The organism is Kitasatospora sp. NPDC059827 (assembly GCF_042731675.1).
Lineage (GTDB): Bacteria > Actinomycetota > Actinomycetes > Streptomycetales > Streptomycetaceae > Kitasatospora.
Genome location: NZ_JBHWIV010000014.1, coordinates 1 through 16,869, shown reverse-complemented (window position 1 = coordinate 16,869; position 16,869 = coordinate 1). Strand labels below are relative to the sequence as shown.

At 71.9% G+C, this 16,869-nt stretch carries 17 protein-coding genes; 8 read left to right on the top strand and 9 right to left on the bottom strand.

Annotation, left to right across the window (positions count from 1 at the left end):
- Nucleotides 1–93: 93 nt before the first annotated feature.
- The 3 genes from ACFV8H_RS11740 to ACFV8H_RS11730 all read right to left on the bottom strand — a co-directional run bounded on the left by ACFV8H_RS11740 (nt 94) and on the right by ACFV8H_RS11730 (nt 2,569).
- The gene (locus ACFV8H_RS11740) at nt 94–360 is read right to left on the bottom strand and encodes an acyl carrier protein (protein ID WP_375894910.1); all 267 of its coding nucleotides are present in this window, start codon (nt 358–360) and stop codon (nt 94–96) included.
- Nucleotides 357–1,823 (bottom strand): AMP-binding protein, encoded by a 1,467-nt coding sequence (locus ACFV8H_RS11735; protein WP_380398715.1) that lies wholly within the window; start codon nt 1,821–1,823, stop codon nt 357–359. Before ACFV8H_RS11735 ends, ACFV8H_RS11740 begins: the two co-directional genes overlap by 4 nt.
- Before the next feature lie 296 nt (nt 1,824–2,119).
- Nucleotides 2,120–2,569 carry a MarR family winged helix-turn-helix transcriptional regulator gene (locus ACFV8H_RS11730; protein ID WP_380398713.1) on the bottom strand — a complete coding sequence of 150 codons (450 nt, stop codon included), beginning with the start codon at nt 2,567–2,569 and terminating at the stop codon, nt 2,120–2,122.
- Nucleotides 2,570–2,887: 318 nt separating this feature from the next.
- Between ACFV8H_RS11730 and ACFV8H_RS11725 the strand changes: the two genes are divergently transcribed.
- From ACFV8H_RS11725 to ACFV8H_RS11715, 3 genes are all read left to right on the top strand, one after another.
- Nucleotides 2,888–3,883, top strand: coding sequence for an FkbO/Hyg5 family chorismatase (locus ACFV8H_RS11725; protein ID WP_380398711.1), 996 nt, complete (start codon nt 2,888–2,890; stop codon nt 3,881–3,883).
- Nucleotides 3,880–4,851 carry an LLM class flavin-dependent oxidoreductase gene (locus ACFV8H_RS11720; protein WP_375894921.1) on the top strand — a complete coding sequence of 324 codons (972 nt, stop codon included), beginning with the start codon at nt 3,880–3,882 and terminating at the stop codon, nt 4,849–4,851. The genes ACFV8H_RS11725 and ACFV8H_RS11720 overlap by 4 nt, the downstream gene beginning before the upstream one ends.
- A 65-nt stretch (nt 4,852–4,916) precedes the next feature.
- Entirely contained in the window at nt 4,917–6,083 is a 1,167-nt protein-coding gene (locus ACFV8H_RS11715) for an MFS transporter (RefSeq protein ID WP_380398709.1), read from the top strand.
- 61 nt (nt 6,084–6,144) lie between these two features.
- Here ACFV8H_RS11715 and ACFV8H_RS11710 read toward each other — a convergent pair whose 3' ends face one another.
- Nucleotides 6,145–7,476, bottom strand: a complete 1,332-nt coding sequence (locus ACFV8H_RS11710; RefSeq protein ID WP_380398707.1) for an MFS transporter — start codon at nt 7,474–7,476, stop codon at nt 6,145–6,147.
- Between the two features lie 215 nt (nt 7,477–7,691).
- On the opposite strand from ACFV8H_RS11710, the gene ACFV8H_RS11705 reads away from it, so the two are divergent.
- The 3 genes from ACFV8H_RS11705 to ACFV8H_RS11695 all read left to right on the top strand — a co-directional run bounded on the left by ACFV8H_RS11705 (nt 7,692) and on the right by ACFV8H_RS11695 (nt 10,649).
- Nucleotides 7,692–9,035, top strand: a complete 1,344-nt coding sequence (locus ACFV8H_RS11705; RefSeq protein ID WP_380398705.1) for a condensation domain-containing protein — start codon at nt 7,692–7,694, stop codon at nt 9,033–9,035.
- A 92-nt stretch (nt 9,036–9,127) separates the two neighbouring features.
- Nucleotides 9,128–9,667, top strand: coding sequence for an NAD-dependent epimerase/dehydratase family protein (locus ACFV8H_RS11700; RefSeq protein WP_380398703.1), 540 nt, complete (start codon nt 9,128–9,130; stop codon nt 9,665–9,667).
- A 172-nt stretch (nt 9,668–9,839) separates the two neighbouring features.
- Nucleotides 9,840–10,649, top strand: a complete 810-nt coding sequence (locus ACFV8H_RS11695) for an aminoglycoside N(3)-acetyltransferase (RefSeq protein ID WP_380398701.1) — start codon at nt 9,840–9,842, stop codon at nt 10,647–10,649.
- A gap of 47 nt (nt 10,650–10,696) precedes the next feature.
- On the opposite strand, the gene ACFV8H_RS11690 is transcribed toward ACFV8H_RS11695, so the two are convergent.
- The 4 genes from ACFV8H_RS11690 to ACFV8H_RS11675 all read right to left on the bottom strand — a co-directional run bounded on the left by ACFV8H_RS11690 (nt 10,697) and on the right by ACFV8H_RS11675 (nt 14,467).
- Nucleotides 10,697–12,214, bottom strand: a complete 1,518-nt coding sequence (locus tag ACFV8H_RS11690) for a M1 family metallopeptidase (RefSeq protein WP_380398699.1) — start codon at nt 12,212–12,214, stop codon at nt 10,697–10,699.
- 156 nt (nt 12,215–12,370) lie between these two features.
- Complete coding sequence (locus ACFV8H_RS11685; protein ID WP_380398697.1) at nt 12,371–13,237, bottom strand: sulfurtransferase; 867 nt, start codon at nt 13,235–13,237, stop codon at nt 12,371–12,373.
- A 111-nt stretch (nt 13,238–13,348) separates the two neighbouring features.
- Entirely contained in the window at nt 13,349–13,684 is a 336-nt protein-coding gene (locus tag ACFV8H_RS11680) for a hypothetical protein (protein WP_380398695.1), read from the bottom strand.
- Between the two features lie 174 nt (nt 13,685–13,858).
- Entirely contained in the window at nt 13,859–14,467 is a 609-nt protein-coding gene (locus ACFV8H_RS11675; RefSeq protein WP_380398693.1) for a polysaccharide deacetylase family protein, read from the bottom strand.
- On the opposite strand from ACFV8H_RS11675, the gene ACFV8H_RS11670 reads away from it, so the two are divergent.
- Together ACFV8H_RS11670 and ACFV8H_RS11665 are read left to right on the top strand one after the other, a co-directional pair.
- Nucleotides 14,445–14,756, top strand: a complete 312-nt coding sequence (locus ACFV8H_RS11670; protein ID WP_380398691.1) for a hypothetical protein — start codon at nt 14,445–14,447, stop codon at nt 14,754–14,756. The genes ACFV8H_RS11675 and ACFV8H_RS11670 overlap by 23 nt on opposite strands.
- Before the next feature lie 188 nt (nt 14,757–14,944).
- Nucleotides 14,945–15,805 carry an SAM-dependent methyltransferase gene (locus ACFV8H_RS11665; protein WP_375894951.1) on the top strand — a complete coding sequence of 287 codons (861 nt, stop codon included), beginning with the start codon at nt 14,945–14,947 and terminating at the stop codon, nt 15,803–15,805.
- Nucleotides 15,806–15,842: 37 nt separating this feature from the next.
- Here ACFV8H_RS11665 and ACFV8H_RS11660 read toward each other — a convergent pair whose 3' ends face one another.
- Nucleotides 15,843–16,700 carry an Fpg/Nei family DNA glycosylase gene (locus ACFV8H_RS11660; RefSeq protein WP_380398689.1) on the bottom strand — a complete coding sequence of 286 codons (858 nt, stop codon included), beginning with the start codon at nt 16,698–16,700 and terminating at the stop codon, nt 15,843–15,845.
- Nucleotides 16,701–16,869 lie beyond the last annotated feature (169 nt).

Genomic DNA, 16,869 nt, shown 5'->3' with positions numbered 1-16,869 from the left:
GGTACGGGCCTTGCGGGTGTGCGGCTCTTGCGGGGTGGGGCGGCTCTTGCAGATGTGCGGGTCTTGCGGGGTGGGGCGGCTCTTGCGGGGTGGTCAGGCGGCCACGGCCGGGCTGTGCTCCGTGATCACGGCGGCGATGGCGTCCAGGGTGCGGAAGTCGTCCGGGCCGAAGTCGATGTCGTCGACGGGGATCCGGTAGGCCGTGGTGAAGTGCGCGAGCATCCGCACCAGGCCCAGGCTGTCGATGACTCCGGACTCGATCAGGTCGTAGTCGCCGGTGAGGTCCGATACGTCCTCGCCGGCCAGGAACTGGTCCACCACGTAGGCGCGGACCTCGGCGGCTATGGCGGTGCTGCTCATGCGGTGGTCTCCTTCAGACGGGTCTGCTTGATCAGGTTCCGGTCGGGCTTTCCGGTCGACGTACGGGGCAGCGGAAGGGCGGTGAGGTGTACCGAGGCCGGGATGGCGTGGCGCGGCAACTCCCGTCCCAGGTGGGCGCGGAGGCCCAGCGTGGTGAGGGCGCTGCCCGGGCGCTGGGCGACGTGGGCGTGCAGGCGGACACCGGCCTCCGGGTCGGGCAGCGGCACGACCACGGCCTCGGCGACGTCCGGGTGGGCCGCGATCACGGTCTCCACCTCCTGGAGGTTGGTGCGCACGCCCCTGACCTTCACGTGCCAGTCCGCGCGCCCCTCCAGGAAGTAGAGGCCCTCGGTGTTGCGGGTGACGATGTCGCCGGTGCGGTAGAAGACCCGGCCGTCCAGCTGGGTGAACACCGCGTCGTTGAGCTCCCGGCGCAGGTAGCCGGTGGTCTGGAAGGGTGTGGACACCAGGAGTTCCCCGGTGCCGACCGTGGCGAGGCGCCGGCCGTCGGAGTCGACGACCACGGCCTCGGTGCCCCGGATGGGACGGCCGACGGGCATCGGCCCGGTCGCCACGGGGTCGACCCGGTGGATGAACGAGTCGTTGGTCTCGGTGCAGCCGAACACGTTGTGGAAGGCGGCCCCGGGGAACGCGGGGGCGACCCTGGTGAGCAGGTCCGCCGGCATCCGGTCACCGGTGAAGATCGCGTGGCGTACGGCGGGGAAGGTGCCGCCGTGGTCGAGCAGCAGCCGGTACACCATCGGCACGCCCTGGACGAAGGTGACCCGGTGTCGGGCGGCGAGCCCCGCCAGGTGGGCGGCGTCGGTGGCCCGCTGCTGCTCCACCAGGACGACGGTGGCGCCCAGTTGCAGGAAGGTCCAGATGTCGAGCAGGGCGAGGTCGAAGTTGAGCGGGGCGTAGGACAGCGCGGTGTCCTCGGCGGACAGCGCGAACTCGCTGACGGCCCAGTCGGCGAAGGCGTCGAACCCGGCGGTCTCGATCGGCACGATCTTGGGGGTGCCGGTCGAGCCCGAGGTGGTCAGCAGCAGCCTGGTCCGGGCCGGGTCCGGCACCGCGAAGCCCGTCGCCTCGGCCTCGTCCGCCGGCACCGGCGCCGCGGCGAGAGCGCCGTCGGCGGTCGCGGTGAGCCGGTGGGAGACCCTGGCCTGCTGCGCCAGGCGCTCCAGTGCGGCGCTGCCCAGGTCCGGGGAGGGGGCGAGGGCGACCAGGCCCTCCTGGGCGACGGCCAGCAGCAGGGCGACGGTCTGCGGGTTCTTGTGCGCCGGCACGCACACCGTGCCGCCGGACGGGAGGTCCAGCGCCGACAGGTGCTTGCGCAGACTGCGGGTCAGGTCGTTCAGCCGGCCGTAGGTGACGGCCTGGTCGTTGAAGTGGAGCGCGATGCGGTGGGGCCGCTCGTCGCCGTGGGCGGCGACGGTCTCGGCCAAGCGGGACGATGGCACGGCGGGATTCCTCGCGGTCGGCTCAGCCGTCGGTAACGGGTACCGATCGGCTGTTCGAATTCGTGCGGTGTCGAGGAAGACCGTACCGGGCGAAGTCCATGCTTGGTCAAGCATGCACTTGCCGAAGTGGGTGTGACGCAGACCACCAGACTTGCATGACCAAGCAAAAGACCCCGAACGCGGAATGCGTTCGGGGCCGGGGTGGACGGGCGGAGGCGCCACGCCGGCGCGCCACAGCCATCCGGGACCGGGGGAGCCCGGGACCGGACCACTGTGCCGCGCCGGGGGGCGACGGGTCAGGCCTGGGTCGCGCGCAGGGCCTGGACCGTGGGGCCCAGTTCGGGGTCGGCGGTGAAGGAGTTCAACGCGGAGGACAGGACCTCCGCGTAGGTCGCCCGCGCCGCCTGGTAGCGCTGGCGCCCCTCGTCCGTGATCACCGCGTAGACCCCGCGCTTGTCCGAAGGACACAGGTCCTTGAAGGCGAAGCCGGCCGTTTCGAGCCGGCCCACCAGCCGGGTCACCGACGACTGCCCCAGGCCGACCCGGTCGGCCAGGTCCTGCATCCGCAGCTCGCTCGTCGAGGAGTGGTGCAGGTGCTCCAGGGACCGGTACTCCGACAGTCCGATCCCGTGCTGGCGCTGGAGCGCCAGGGCCAGCTCCCGCTCCACGAACGAATGGAGCGTCAGCACCCGCCCCCAGGCTGCCTGGTCGGAGCTGCGCAGCGGCGCGTGCGGTGAGGTTGCCATAAATGCCTCCCTTGCAGAGGTGTTGCTTGACAGAAGAGTACATGCGCATGCAAGATCCTGGCGCCCCCGATTTTTATTCCGAGGGTCTCCCAAGCGCAGTTCATTGCACGTACAAGCAAACGTTCTGCCTGTTCAGCGCCACCGCAGGAGCGCGGGCCGCCTCGGCCCCGCCACACCGCTCCTGCCCCCGTCCCCATCGGCGACACCCGCTTCGAGGGAGTCCCGAGCCCCAGCACCTGCGCGGGGCGATCCTCGACGCGCAGGCCCACCAGGACGTCGCCGACGGCGCCGCCTGCCGCACCGAAGGAACCTGCTGACATGAGCATCCGTGCCCACTTCACCTCCGCGGCGCAGCCGCCGTCCCCGGAGCCGGGGCGCCACGTCCTCGCCACCGTGACCTACGGCGCCGCCACCGGCCTCACCCGGGTCGAGCACGGCCACCCCGACCTGACCATCCCGATGGCGGTCACCAACGGCGACGCCTTCCGCGAGGTGTGGACCGTCGCCGAACGGCCGCGCTGGGTCCTGCGCGAGGACAGCGCCTACGCCCACGACGGCCGACACCTCTTCGTCGCCGGCCTCCTGCCCGAGCAGTCGGTCTACACCCCGCCGGTGCGGGAGATGTACGAGAAGGCCTTCGCCCTGGTCAACCACCTCGACTACGGCCACGTCTTCCGGATGTGGAACTTCGTCGGCGACATCCTCGGCGCCAACGCCGAGGGCATGGAGGTCTACCGGGACTTCGTCCAGGGCCGCGCCCAGGCGTTCCAGACCTACATGGGCGACACCACCGCCCAACTCCCCGCCGCCACCGGGATCGGCACCCAGGGCCGCGGCATAGCCTTCGTCCTGCTGGCGACCAGAAGAGGCGTGCCCCGGCACCTGGAGAACAGCCGGCAGACCTCCGCCTACCACTACCCCGACCAGTACGGTCCCAAGTCGCCGAGCTTCGCCCGCGCCACGCTCCTGGACGACACCCTCTACGTCTCCGGCACCGCGTCCATCCTCGGCCACGAGACCGTCCACCCGGGCGACGTGCGGCGCCAGACCCGGGAGACCCTGGACAACATCGCCCACCTGATCTCCCGCGAGAACCTCGCGGCCCAGGGCATCGACGCGGGACACGACCTCAAGGACCTACGGATGATCAAGGCCTACGTGCGACATGAAGACGATGTTCCGGCGGTACGCGCTGTCTGTGAGGAGACACTTGGTCTGGGTACTGAGGTGAAGTACCTCAACGTCGCCGTCTGCCGGGACGACCTCCTGGTCGAGATCGAGGGCCTCGTCCCCGCCGTGGGGTGGGACCAGTGACCGCCCTCAAGGTCGGCATCGTCCTGCCCGGCCGCGAGGCCGTCGTCGACGAGGGCCCCTACCCGGCCAACCTCGCCTCGATCGCCGCCCTGGCCGAGGAGTCCGGCTTCGACTCGATCTGGGCCGGCGAATCCCCGCTCGCCCGCTCCCGGATGAACCCGCTGCTCGCCCTCGCCGCCGCCTCCTCGGCCACCGAGCGGGTGCAGTTGGGCACCGCCGTGCTGATGCCGCTGCGCGCCCCCGTCCACCTGGCGCACGAACTGGCCTGCCTGGACCGGATCTCCGGCGGCCGGGTGATCGCCGGTATCGGCTCCGGCTTCGCCTCCCCCGCGACCGAGCGCGAATTCGCCAACTACGGGCTGGACTTCGCCACCCGCTTCGGGCGGATGCGGGAGACCGTCGAGATCTGCCAGGCGCTCTGGGCCGCCCGCGGCGAACCCGTCTCCTACCAGGGCAAGCACTACCGGCTCCAGGACGCCGCCCTGCTGCCCCTGCCGCACCAGCCGCAGGGCCCGCCGCTGTGGATCGCCCACTCCGGCCCCCAGATGCTGCGCCGGGCCGGCCGCGGCTTCGACGGCTGGATGCCGACCTCCACCACCCCCGAGAACTACGGCGCGGGCTGGGAGCAGGTCACCGCCGCGCGCGAGGAGGCGGGCCGCCCCGCCGAGGCGGTCACCGGCTCCGTCTACCTCTCCGTCGCGGTCGACCGCACCCGGGAGCAGGCCGAGGAGACCCTCTGGTCGTACTTCCGCGCCTACTACGGCCTCCCGCTCACCACCATGCGCACCACCCAGGGGATCTTCGGCGGAACCCCGCAGGAGGTCGCCGACTGGCTCCACCAGTACGTCAAGAACGGCGCCCGCCACCTGATCCTGCGCCTGCCCACCGCCGAGCTGACGGAGGCCGCCTACCGCGACGCGGTCCGGCGGACGGCGCAGGAGCTCCTCCCGCTCCTGCGCGAGCTGTGAACGGCCGGCCCCAGGCGCCGGGGTGGGCGGTGTGGGCGGCGGCGTGGCCGATCACCGCCGTGTTCATGCTGTCCAACATCCCCACCCCGCTGCTCGCCCTCTGGAAGGACCGCATCGGCTTCTCCACCGGCACCACGACGGTCATCTTCGCCGCGTACATCGGCGGACTGCTGCTCGCCCTGCCGTTCACCGGCGCCCTGGCGGACCGGTACGGCACCCGCCGGGTGCTGGCTCCCGCCCTGGTCGCCGGACTGGTCTCCTGCGCGCTGTTCATGACGGCCACCCACGTCCTGACCCTGATCGTCGCGCGGCTGCTCACCGGTGTGGCGGTCGGCGCGGTGCTCTCCGCCGGCACCGCGGCGGTCTCCCACGTCGGGGGCCCCGGGCGGCGCCCGCAGGCGGTCCTCGCCGGATCGGTGGCCATCGGCACCGGCCTGGCCGCCGGCCCCCTGCTCGGGGGCAGCGTCTCCCAGTACTGGACGGCCCCCACCGTCACCGTCTTCGTCCTGGAGGGGGTCCTGCTGCTGACCGCCCTGGCGGTCGTGTACACGCTCCACCTGCCGCCCGTACCGGTCTCCCGGGAGGAACCCGCGCCGGGGTGGCTGCGCCTGCCGTCCGTCCCCCGGGTCAACCGCCGCGGCCTGGCCACCAGCCTGCTGGTCTACATCCCCGGCATGACGGGGACGTCCCTGCTGCTCGCGCTCGGGCCGATCCTGCTCGCCTCCCTGTTGCACACCGGCAACCGGCTGGTGACCGGCGGGATCGGCTTCATGATGTTCGGCGCCTCCACCGGCGTCCAGTTCGCGATCCGGAACCTGCCGTTGGGGCGGATCCTCACCATCGCGGGCGTCGTCACCGGCGTCGCCATGCTCGGCACCGCCACCGCCGTCCGCGCCCACTCCCTCGCCCTGCTCACCCTCGCCGCGGTCGCCGCGGGCGTCGGGCAGGGCATGGGCCAGTACGGCGGCTTCTCCCGGCTGGGGACGGAAGTCGTCCCGACCCGGCTCGCCGAGGCCAACGCGGCGCTCAGCGCGGGCGGTTACCTGTTCGCGGGCATCCTGCCCATCCTGACCGGCTACCTGAGCGACGCCGCCGGGATCGCCACCTCCTCCACCGTGTTCGCCTCCCTCACCGGCGCCGCGGCCCTCGCCGGTGCCCTCCTGGTCGGCACCCTCCGGGCGCGCACCCCCGTCGAGGAGGTACGGGAGCCCACGAAGGTGCCGGCCTCCTGAACGGCCCGCCCGCTGCGGCCGGATCGCGGCGGGCGGGCTGCTCCCGCGGTCCGCGCGGCGGTCAGCCGACCGCCACGGGCACCCGCTCCGGCACGGCCAGCGCCGCGAGGCGGCGCAGGCTGGCCCGGCGCTGGAGCGCGGCGAGACCGGTGGACGCCGCACCGAGCGCCAGCCAGCCCACCGGGCCGGCGGCCATCACCACACCGGTCAGCAGCATCGGCCCCACCGACTTCTGGACCGACTGGGACATCCCCGCCACCCCCAGGTAGGAGGCCCGGGCCCGCGGCGGCGCCAGGCTGACCGCCAGCTCCCAGGAGCTCACCGAGCGCATCAGCTCCGCGAGCGTGACCAGCGCGGCCGCGGCCAGCAGGGCGAGCGAGGCGGTCAGCGGACCGCCGCCGGTGGAGAGCGCGATCAGCAGGCAGCTCGCGAGCAGCGTCACCCCGTACCAGCCGACCGCCCTGGTCGCCCCGCCCGGCCGCTCCGCCCAGCCGGAGACGCGCAGTTGCAGCACCACCACCAGCACGGTGTTGAGGGTGAGGAAGGCCGGCACCACGGCGTGCGGCGCGTCGGTGTGGTGGATCAGCCAGAGCGGCAGGCCGACGTTGAGCACGGAGTCGTCCAGGCACATCGGCAGGTCCAGCAGCACGAACAGCAGGTAGCCGCGGTCGCGCCAGGGGCTCGGCACGGCGCCGCCCCCGGCGGCGGACGCCTCCGCCTTCACCTTCACCTCCGGTTCCGCCTTCGCCCCCGCTTCCGCAGCCGCAGCCGCTTCCGCCACCGCGCCCAGACCGCGCCCGGCCGGCTCCTCGGTGCGCCGGATCAGGGCGGCGGCCAGCAGGTACGAGAGCGCGTTGGCCACGATCAGCGCCCGGTACGCGGTGGTGGTGCCGAACGCCAGGCCGATCGCCGCGACGCCCGTCCCGACCGCGTAGCCGCCGTTGGCCACGCTGCGGAACAGTGCCTGATAGGTGGCCCGCCGCTCGCCCGCGACCCGGGTGGCGAAGAGCATCTCCAGGGTCTTGGCGCCGCGTTCGGCCAGGCAGGTCAGCGCGACCGAGACCAGCAGCGCGGTGAAGTCCTGGACCACCAGCAGTAGCGCCATGGTGGCCACCCGCAGCAGGTGGCAGCCGATCAGCAGCCCGCGCACCGAAAAGCGTTCGGCGGCCCGTCCGGACAGCGGCGACCCGATGATCCCGGCCACCGCGCCCACCCCGAGCAGCAGTCCGAGCCGCCCGGCGTCCATGCCGCAGACATAGGTGAAGTACAGCACGGACGCGGCCGCCCACACCCCGGTGCCGGTCCGGTCCACGCCCTGGGCCAGCAGCATGATGCGGGCGTCCCGCCCGCCCGGCGGCCGCCGCAGCTGCGACCACAGTCCGTTCCCCCGCATGACAGGTCCTCGTTTCGCGTCCACCGTCAATCTCGACATCAAGATACTTCATGTCGAGATAGTCATGGAACCCCGGTCCCGCATACCGGACGCCCACCGGCCGGCCACCCCCTCGACGCCCGGCGGACCGTGCGCCACACTCTCCCCAGCAGCACCCGCGCTCCCGACGCACCGGCACCGACGCACCGAACGACCGCACCCTGGAGAGCCACACGGTGACCACACGCCAACTGCTGGAGATCGCGTTCTCGTCCGGCCGGTCCGGAACCGGACCGGCCACCTGGGGCCAACGGGCCATCTGGGACGCCGTACGCCGACTCCCCCCGGCCGACGTACCGCGCTACACCATCGCCACCGCGGCCCCGCTGGACCCGGGCCTGCCACTGCCCGGACTGCTCGACGCCCTGGACCGACTGCTGCACCTGCACGACTCGCTGCACACCCGGCTGCTCCCCGCCCCGGACGGCACCCTGCGCCAAGTCGTCGACCCGGACGGCACCTTGACCGTCGAGGTGCACCCGCTGGCGGACGGCGAGGACCCGACCGAGGCCGGCGGGCGACTGCACCGGGACCTGGCCGGACGCCCCTTCGACACCGCCACCCAGTGGCCCCTGCGGGTCGGCGTGGTGACGGCCGACGGCCTCGCCCGGCACATCAGCCTGGCACTCTCCCACACCGCCGTCGACGGCGCGGGGATGGACCGCCTGGTCGCCGACCTGACCGCACTCAGCCTCGGGCACTCCCCCACCGAGCTCGCCGGGCTCCGCACACCCGCCCAACAGCCCCTGGAGGAGGCCGAGTTCCAGACCTCCGAGCGGGGCCGCAAGCGCGACACGGGCGCCCGCAAGCAGTTCGTCCGCAAGCTCCGCCTCGCCCCGCCCCGGCTGTTCCCGGAACCGCCCGCGACCGAGCCCCCCGCCGACTTCCCCAACGCCGTCCTGCGCTCCCCCGCACTGCCCGCCGCGGTCGAACTGGTCGCCGCCACCCACCGGGTGAGCACCTCCTCCGTCCTGCTGGCGGCGACCGCCACGATGACCGCCCGCCTCGCCGGCACCACCGAGGCCGTGCTCAACGTCGTGGTCAACAACCGCTTCCTACCCGAGCTGACCAACGCGGTGAGCGTGGTCGCGGGCGACGGACTGTTCCACCTCCCCGACGCCACCGCCGAGTTCGGCGAGGTCGTCCGCCGCACCCACTCCGCCGCGATCGGCACCTACCGGCACGCCTACTACGACAAGCTCGCCCTGGCCGCCGAGGTCGAGCAGCTCAGCACCGAGGGCGTACCGCTCGCCGACCGCTCCTGCGTCTTCAACGACACCCGCGACCTGCTCCCGGCCGCACCCGCCCCGGGCGACGAGGGCACCACCCTCAGCTGGCCGGTCGACTTCGAGCCCCGTCCGGGCCTGACCTACGCCCTGGACGCCCTGCAGTCCCCCGAAGCGCTGAGCCTCGCCATGACCGCCGACCCGGCCATCCTCCCGCGCCCCGCGATGGAGCGGTTCCTCTACGGCATCGAGGAGTTGATCCTCACCGAAGCCGCCAAGGCCCCCACCACCTGACCCCGGCCCCGGCCGGCTCACCCCGAGCCGGCCGGGCCGGTACACCCCGGATCCACCCGAATCGACTTGACCCGGGTTCTAGCCTGAACCCCATGCGGATCCTCGTACTCGGCGGCACCTCCTTCGTCGGCCGCGCGATCGCCGCCGACGCCCTGCGCAGCGGCGCCGAGGTCACCCTGTTCAACCGAGGCCGGACCAACCCCGCCCCCTTCCCCGAGGCCCGCCACCTGCGCGGCGACCGCGACACCGGCGACTACGCCGCCCTGCGCACGGGCGAGTGGGACGCCGTGGTGGACGTCACCGGCTACCGCCCCCGCCAGGTCGACCAGGCCATGACCGCCCTCGGCGACCGGGTCGGCCGCTACCTCTTCGTCTCCAGCCACGCCGTCTACCACCGGCCCGGCCTCGCCCCGCGCTCCGACGAGTCCGCCCCGCTCCGCGCACCGCTGCGCGAGGCCGAGGAGCTGTCCGAGGAGACGTACGGCCGGCTCAAGGTCGCCTGCGAGCAGGACGTCACCGCCCGCTACGGCGACCGGGCGACGATCGTGCGCCCCGGCAAGGTGGCCGGGCCGCACGACGAACAGCGCGGACTGACGTACTGGGCCCGCCGGGCGGCCCGCGGCGGCCGGTGACCAGCGCCCCGGACCGGACGGGCCTCGACGCCTTGGACTGACGCACGGCACCCCCCTCCTGACCGATTGTCAGTGCCACCCGCTAGGGTCGGGCCCGAACAATCGCACCACACCGGTACGAATGCACCAGCACGCCCATCAGCCCTACGCACCACCACCATCAGGGGGGACCATGACCACACCGGGCACCAGCCCGCTCACCGCCGCCGACCTCGTGGAGGGTTGGCACCGGGTCGGCGTCCGCCCGGGCATGGCGATCATCGTGCACTCCTCGCTCTCCAGCCTCGGCCGGGTCGAGGGCGGGGCGGCGGCCGTGGTGGCCAGCCTGCGCGAGGCCGTCGGGCCGGGCGGCACGGTGGCCACGCCCGCCTTCACCGGCTCCGTCGTCTGCGACCCGGCGCCGGACCACGCCGGACTTCCCACCCCGGGGATCGCCGAACTGCGGGCCGCCGTCCCGCTGTTCCACCCCGGGCTGCCCTCCCCGATGGGCGCGATCGCCGAGGCCCTGCGCAGCCTGCCGGAGAGCCTGCGCAGCACCCACCCGCAGGCCTCGGTCGCCGCCGTCGGCGCCCACGCCCGCGAGGTCACCGCCCGCCGCTCGCTCGGCTGGGCCGTCGGCCGGGAGTCGCCCTTCGGCGCCCTGCACGACCTCGGCGGGTACGTGCTGCTGGTCGGCGTCGGGCACAACCGCAACACCTTCCTGCACTACGCGGAGACCTTCGCCCCGAACCGCCGGCTCAAGCTCCGCCGCTTCCCGATGGCCATCCAGGGCGAGCGGGTGTGGATCGAGACACCGGACGTGGGCAACGACAACGACACCCACTTCCCGGTCGTGGGCCGGGAGTTCGAGGAGCTGGCCGGCATCCGCGAGGTGCTGGTCGGCAACGCGCCCTGCCGGCTGGTCCCGGTCCGCGAGCTCATACCCTTCGCCGTCCGCCGCCTCACCGAACTCCTCGCGGCGGACGGCTCCGGAGCGGCGTAGCCCGGCCCTCCGGCCGGGCCACGCCCGTCACCTCACCCCACCGGGTGTCAGTGCTCGTGCACCGAGTGGGCGTCCTGGATCTTCGTCCAGGACTTCGGCTCCACCAGCGCCTTGACGTCGTCCCGCGCCCCCGGCGCCAGCGAAGCCGCGGCCGGTGCCCCCGGCACCACCGGTCCGACGGCCGGCTTGCCCGGAGTGAACAGCCAGGTCTTGAAGAGGTCCCCGAGCTTCTGCCCGGACACCTTCTCCGCGTACGCCTGGAACTCCGCGATGGTCGCGTTGCCGTACTTGCGCTCGGTGGGCCAGCCCTTGAGGATCTTGAAGAACTTCTCGTCCCCGACGGTGTTGCGCAGTGCCTGGATGGCCACCGCGCCCCGGTCGTACACCGCGTTGGAGAACTGGTTGTCCGCGCCCGGGTCGCCCGGCTTGACGCTCCAGAACGGGTCGTCGGCCGGGTGTGAGGCGTAGATGTAGTCGGCCAGCTCCTGCGCGGTGCCCTCGTTCTCGTGCTCGGACCAGAGGAACTGGGCGTAGCTCGCGAAGCCCTCGTTCAGCCAGATGTCGCTCCAGCGCGAGAGCGAGACGCTGTCGCCGTACCACTGGTGGGCCAGCTCGTGCACGACCACCGAGGTGTTGGTGCCCTTGGCGAACTGCTTGGGGCTGTAGAAGACCCGAGTCTGGGTCTCCAGGGCGTAGCCGGTCGGGACATTGGGCACGTACCCGCCGACCGAGCTGAACGGGTAGTCGCCGAAGTAGCCGCTCAGCCAGTCCACCAGCTCACCGGTGCGCTCGACGCTGGCCCGGGCGGCGTCCGCGTTCTCACCGAGGTCCTTGCTGTACGCGTTGTAGACCGGCAGCCCGCTCGCGGTGGTGTCGGTGGTGATGTCGAACTTCCCGACCGCCAACGTCGTCAGATAGGTCGCCTGGGGCTTGTTCTCGCGCCAGCTGTAGCGGGTCCAGCCCGCCTTCGAGCTGGTGCCCGTCAACACGCCGTTGCTGATCACCTGGTTGCCGTCCGGCACCAGCACCGAGACGTCGTAGGTGGCCTTGTTGCTCGGGTGGTCGTTGCTCGGGTACCACCACCACGCGGCCTCGGGCTCGTCGGCCGCCACGGCACCGTCGGGGGTGCGGTGCCAGGCGGTGAAGCCGTACTTCTTCACGGTGGACGGCACGCCCTTGTAGCGGACCACCACGGTGGCCTGGCTGCCCTTGGCCAGCGGCCGGGCCGGGGTGATCTCCAGCTCCTGCTCACCGCTGGTGGCGAAGGCCGCCGCCCGCCCGTTGACCAGTACCTCGGAGACGTTCAGCGCGAAGTCGAGGTTGAACCGGGAGAGGTCCTGGGTCGCGGTGGCGAGGATGGTGGTGGTGCCCTCCAGCTCGTCGGTCGCGGGCTGGTACTTCAACCGGATGTCGTAGTGGGAGACGCGGTAGCCGCCGTTGCCGTAGGTCGGGTAGTAGGGGTCGCCGATCCCGGCCGCGCCGGGTTGGAAGTCGGCGGCCGAGGCGGGAACGGCCAGGAACAGGCTCAGGGCACTGGCGGCGGAGACGATCAGCCTCTTGCGCAACGTGGTCCTCCAGGATCACCGGATCGATGGGTCGGATCGATCCTTGTCCCGGCAGCCCCCGGTCCACTCCCCAACTATGAGATGTTCATGAAAAGAAACGCGCCGAAATAACACCGCCCCACCACCGCCACCCGCCCCACCTGCCCCACCCGCACCTCAGACCCCGAGCACCACCGGCGCCCGCACCAGCGAGCCGTACTCCGTCCACGAGCCGTCGTAGTTCTTCACGTGCGGGTACCCCAGCAGCTCGGTGAGCGCGAACCAGGTGTGCGCCGACCGCTCGCCGATCCGGCAGTAGGCGATCACCTCGCGCTCCTCCCCGACCCCCTTACCGCCGTACAGTGCCCGCAGCTCCTCCGCCGAACGGAACGACCCGTCGTCGTTCGCGGCCTGCGACCAGGGCACGTTGACCGCCCCGGGAATGTGCCCGGGCACCTGGGCCTGCTCCTGCGGCAGGTGCGGCGGCGCGATCAGCTCCCCGCGGAACTCCGCCGGGGACCGGACGTCGACCAGCACCGCGTCCGCACCGGGCTTGGCGAACACCTCCGCCTTGGCCAGCACCTCGTCCCGCAGCGCCCGCAGCTCGGGCCGCTCCGGCCCGGTCAGCCGGTACCCCGAGTGCTGGTAGTCCATCACCTCGTGGGTGAGCTCCCGCCCCTCCAGCTCCCACTTCTTCCGCCCGCCGTCCAGCAGCTTCACCGGCCCGAACCCCCGCAGCCGCAACAGCCAGAACGCGTACGCGGCGAACCAGTTGTTGTTGCCCCCGTACAGGACGACAGTCGTGTCCTCCTCCACCCCGGCCGCCCGCAACAGGTGCTGGACACCGTCGCGATCGGCGTAGTCCCGCCCGACCTGACTGTGCAGATCGGTGGTCCAGTTCCACCCCACCGCCCCGGGGATGTGGTCCCGCTCATAGGCGCTGCTGTCCTCGTCGACCTCGACCACCCGGACCGTCCCGTCGCCCAGATGATCAGCCAACCAATCGGTGCGGACCAGCGCCTCAGGGTGTGCATAGCCGGTCATCCCAGACCTCCTTCGCTCTACCCGGACTGCGGCACCCGGGCACAACGAGGCACCGGCGACCGGGCCGGACAGTTCGAAGCTACGCCGACCGTCCGGCCCGGGCCACCCGACTCAGGAGAAGACGACCGAGCGGAACTTCAACCGGTCGCCGAGCCTCTTACCGGGGTTCATCACGAAGTAGACGTCGCCGTTGCATTCGGCCTCGAGGAACACCGTGGCCGTCGAGGTGGTGAAGTTCTCCGGCGCGAAGGCCGGGTCCGCCTCGGTCGCCCCGAACACGTCGATGCACTTGCCACTCTCCGGGTCGTACATCCCGGCTGGGGTGCCGGCGGAGTGCTTGCCGACCTTGTAGAGGAAGTCGCCGGTGGCGGCGTCGGCGGACATCGGAACGGCGAGGACGAGGGCGGCGGCGCTGGCGACGGCGAGCACGGCATTGCGGAGACGCATGGGAGAGCCTTTCAGGTGGTACCCGGGGTACCCGGTGAACTGGTGCGAGATCACCCTAAAGGCCAAAAATCCGCAGAAACGCTTCTTCTGATACACCCTTTCGAGTGGTTTAGATAGCAAAGCCGCTACCTGCCCACACATCGCCCGCTATCGATATTCTCCGACCTTCCGATATCAATTCGGCGGCGCCGTGAAGAGGTACCCGGAATCGATCAGCACCGGCAGGTACGTCTTCAAAGCCGCCACCGTCTGCGAGCGGTCCCCGCCGCCGTCGTGGTTGAGCACGATCGACCCCGGCCGCACCTCCTTGAGGACCGTGTCGATGATCGACGACGTCCCAGGCCGGGACCAGTCCCTCGGGTCGATCGACCAGGCCATGTTCCGCAGCCCCATCTCGGCGGCCACCCGCAGCGACACCGGCGAGAAGTCCCCGCCCGGCGCCCGGAACCAGGTGGGCAGCCGGCCGGTGGTCCGGTGCAGGAGGTCGCTGGTGCGCTCCAGCTCGTCCCGAACCTGCCCCTCCGACATGTGCCGCAGGTCCGGATGGGTCCAGGTGTGGTTGGCGATGTGGTGGCCCCGGTCCGCGATCTCCCGCACCAGGGCCGGGTGCTCCACGGCGTTCTCGCCGATCAGGAAGAAGGTCGCCCGGATCCCGTGCTGCTGGAGCAGGGCCAGCACCTGGGGCGTGTACTTGGGGTCCGGCCCGTCGTCGATGGTGAGCGCCACCACCCGCTGGGCCGGGTCCAGGTCGTACACCGGCTTGCTCTCCGCATCGCTGAGCACCTTGCGGACGGGCTGGACACTCGGCGCCGCACTGGCCGCCGGACTCGCCGACGGAGTGGCGGACGGCGGCACCGGCGAGGGCGTCGGCGAGGAGACCGAAGCCCCGGGCGACCCGGGTGCCCCCGGCACCTCCGTCGCCAGCACCTCCGTCACCCCCTCCGGAGCAGCGACACCCCCGTTACCCCAGGGGCTCTTGCAGGCGGCGGCACCGCCGAGCAACGACATCCCGGCCGCTACCATCAGCAGCCTGCGCGAGGTGACCCGAGCGGTCACCGGAGAAGTAATCTGACGATCAGACAGCATTCTGGATGCTTGCCCCGCTGGTCAGCACCCCTCCCCCCGGGCGCCGATCACCACTCCGACAGCCCACAGCACCCCCACCCCACCGACCTACCGACACCCCTTCCCCTCATTCCCCCCATGGCCGCTACGCTGTGCCTTCCCCAGTGTGATGATCTGCCATCAGAGGACGTGGCCATGACGACAAGTCAGGACTTCCCCCAGCAGGGCCCGCAGGACGAGGACGCCGTCGAGCTGAGCCAGTGGGAACGTTTCGGCGTCGACACCACCACTCCGCACTCCGCGCGCGTCTACGACTACTGGCTGGGCGGCAAGACCAACTTCCCGCCGGACCGCGCCATGGGCCAGGCCATCGAGGAGGCCGTGCCCAGCGTCAAGGAGATGGCCAAGGCCAACCGCGCCTTCCAGGGCCGCGCGGTCCGCCACCTCGCCCGGGAGCACGGCATCCGCCAGTTCCTCGACCTCGGCACCGGCATCCCCACCTCGCCGAACACCCACGAGATCGCCGAGGCCGTCAGCCCGGGCACCCGCGTCGTGTACGTCGACAACGACCCCATCGTGCTCGCCCACGCCCGCGCCCTGATGGTCTCCAGCCCGGCCAGCCGCACCACCTACATCCACGCCGACCTGCGCAAGCCCGAGGAACTGTTCTCCGACCCGGCGCTCACCTCCACCCTCGACCTCACCCAGCCGGTCGGCCTGCTGATGATCGCCGTCCTGATGCTGATCGCCGACGAGGACGACCCCTGGGGCCGGGTGGCCGCCCTGCGCGACGCCCTGCCCGCCGGCAGCTGCATCGCCCTCACCACCCCCACCGCGGACTTCGCCCCGGAAGCCGTCGGCAAGGTCGCCGAAGCGGCCCGGGCCGGCGGAATGACCCTCGTCCCCCGCGGCTACGACGACGTGCTCCGCTTCTTCGACGGCTGGGACCTGGTCGAACCGGGCCTCTCCCCGGTGCTGGCATGGCGCCCCGACGGCGAGCCCCCGGCCGACCCGAAGGCCGCCTACTACTGGGGCGGCGTCGCCATCAAGCGCTGACACCACCGACGCGCCCGGGTGGGTCCACCCGGGCGCGTCACTTCAACAACCGCGACATCCTCCGGTCCGCCAACGGCTTCCCCCCGGTCTGACACGTCGGGCAGTACTGCAACGACGAGTCCGCGAAGGACACCTCCCGCACCGTGTCCCCGCACACCGGACAGGGCAGCCCGGTCCGCCCGTGCACCCGCATCCCCACCTTCTTCTCCGCCTTGAGCTCCCCCGCCGCCAGCCCCCGCGAGCGCTCCACCGCTTCCCGCAAGGTGTCGCCCAACGCCTCGTACAGCCGCGCCGTCTCCTCCTCCGTCAAGCTCGACGCCAGCTTGTACGGCGACATCCGCGCCACGTGCAGCACCTCGTCCGAATAGGCGTTGCCCACCCCCGCCAACACGGTCTGGTCCCGCAACACCCCCTTCAACCTCCGCCGCTCCCCCCGCAACAACCCGGCGAACTCCTCCACCCCGAGATCCAACGGATCCGGCCCCAACCTCGCCACCCCCGGCACCTCCACCGGATCCCGCACCACATAGACGGCGAGCCCCTTCTTCGTCCCCGCCTCCGTCAGATCGAACCCGTCCCCACCCTCCAACCGCACCCGCACCGCCAGCGGGTTCTTCGGACTCGGCTTCGCCGGTTCCACCGGCAACGAGTCCCTCCACCGCAGCCAACCGGCCCGCGCCAGGTGCACCACCAGATGCACCCCACCCACCTCGAAGTCCAGAAACTTCCCCCGCCGCCCCACTGCCCCCACCCTCCGCCCCTCCAAGGCAGCCACCGGCGGGTCATACGTCTTCAACGCACTGATCGCCACCACCTGCACCCGCACGATCTCCCGCCCGACCACCCTCGCGGCCAAAAAGGAACTCAACGCCTCAACCTCGGGCAACTCCGGCATGCGCCCAGTCTCCCCCCACCCCCAAACCCGCACCAACCCACCCACAACAACCACCCACCCCCACCACCCGACCCAGGCGAGAGGGACGCGCTGCGGGAGGGGGCGGTGGAGGGGGTGGGTGCGGAGAGCGGCGTAACGGGTGATTTTCAGACCGCCCACGGCGCGAACC

Excerpts from the sequence above, each read along its gene's own strand:
- ACFV8H_RS11695 (WP_380398701.1), top strand. The coding sequence starts at position 9,840 with ATGACCACACCGGGCACCAGCCCGCTCACCGCCGCCGACCTCGTGGAG.
- ACFV8H_RS11710 (WP_380398707.1), bottom strand. The coding sequence starts at position 7,476 with ATGCGGGGGAACGGACTGTGGTCGCAGCTGCGGCGGCCGCCGGGCGGG.
- ACFV8H_RS11685 (WP_380398697.1), bottom strand. The coding sequence starts at position 13,237 with ATGACCGGCTATGCACACCCTGAGGCGCTGGTCCGCACCGATTGGTTG.
- ACFV8H_RS11715 (WP_380398709.1), top strand. The coding sequence starts at position 4,917 with ATGCTGTCCAACATCCCCACCCCGCTGCTCGCCCTCTGGAAGGACCGC.
- ACFV8H_RS11740 (WP_375894910.1), bottom strand. The coding sequence starts at position 360 with ATGAGCAGCACCGCCATAGCCGCCGAGGTCCGCGCCTACGTGGTGGAC.
- ACFV8H_RS11725 (WP_380398711.1), top strand. The coding sequence starts at position 2,888 with ATGAGCATCCGTGCCCACTTCACCTCCGCGGCGCAGCCGCCGTCCCCG.
- ACFV8H_RS11680 (WP_380398695.1), bottom strand. The coding sequence starts at position 13,684 with ATGCGTCTCCGCAATGCCGTGCTCGCCGTCGCCAGCGCCGCCGCCCTC.
- ACFV8H_RS11730 (WP_380398713.1), bottom strand. The coding sequence starts at position 2,569 with ATGGCAACCTCACCGCACGCGCCGCTGCGCAGCTCCGACCAGGCAGCC.
- ACFV8H_RS11665 (WP_375894951.1), top strand. The coding sequence starts at position 14,945 with ATGACGACAAGTCAGGACTTCCCCCAGCAGGGCCCGCAGGACGAGGAC.
- ACFV8H_RS11660 (WP_380398689.1), bottom strand. The coding sequence starts at position 16,700 with ATGCCGGAGTTGCCCGAGGTTGAGGCGTTGAGTTCCTTTTTGGCCGCG.
- ACFV8H_RS11700 (WP_380398703.1), top strand. The coding sequence starts at position 9,128 with ATGCGGATCCTCGTACTCGGCGGCACCTCCTTCGTCGGCCGCGCGATC.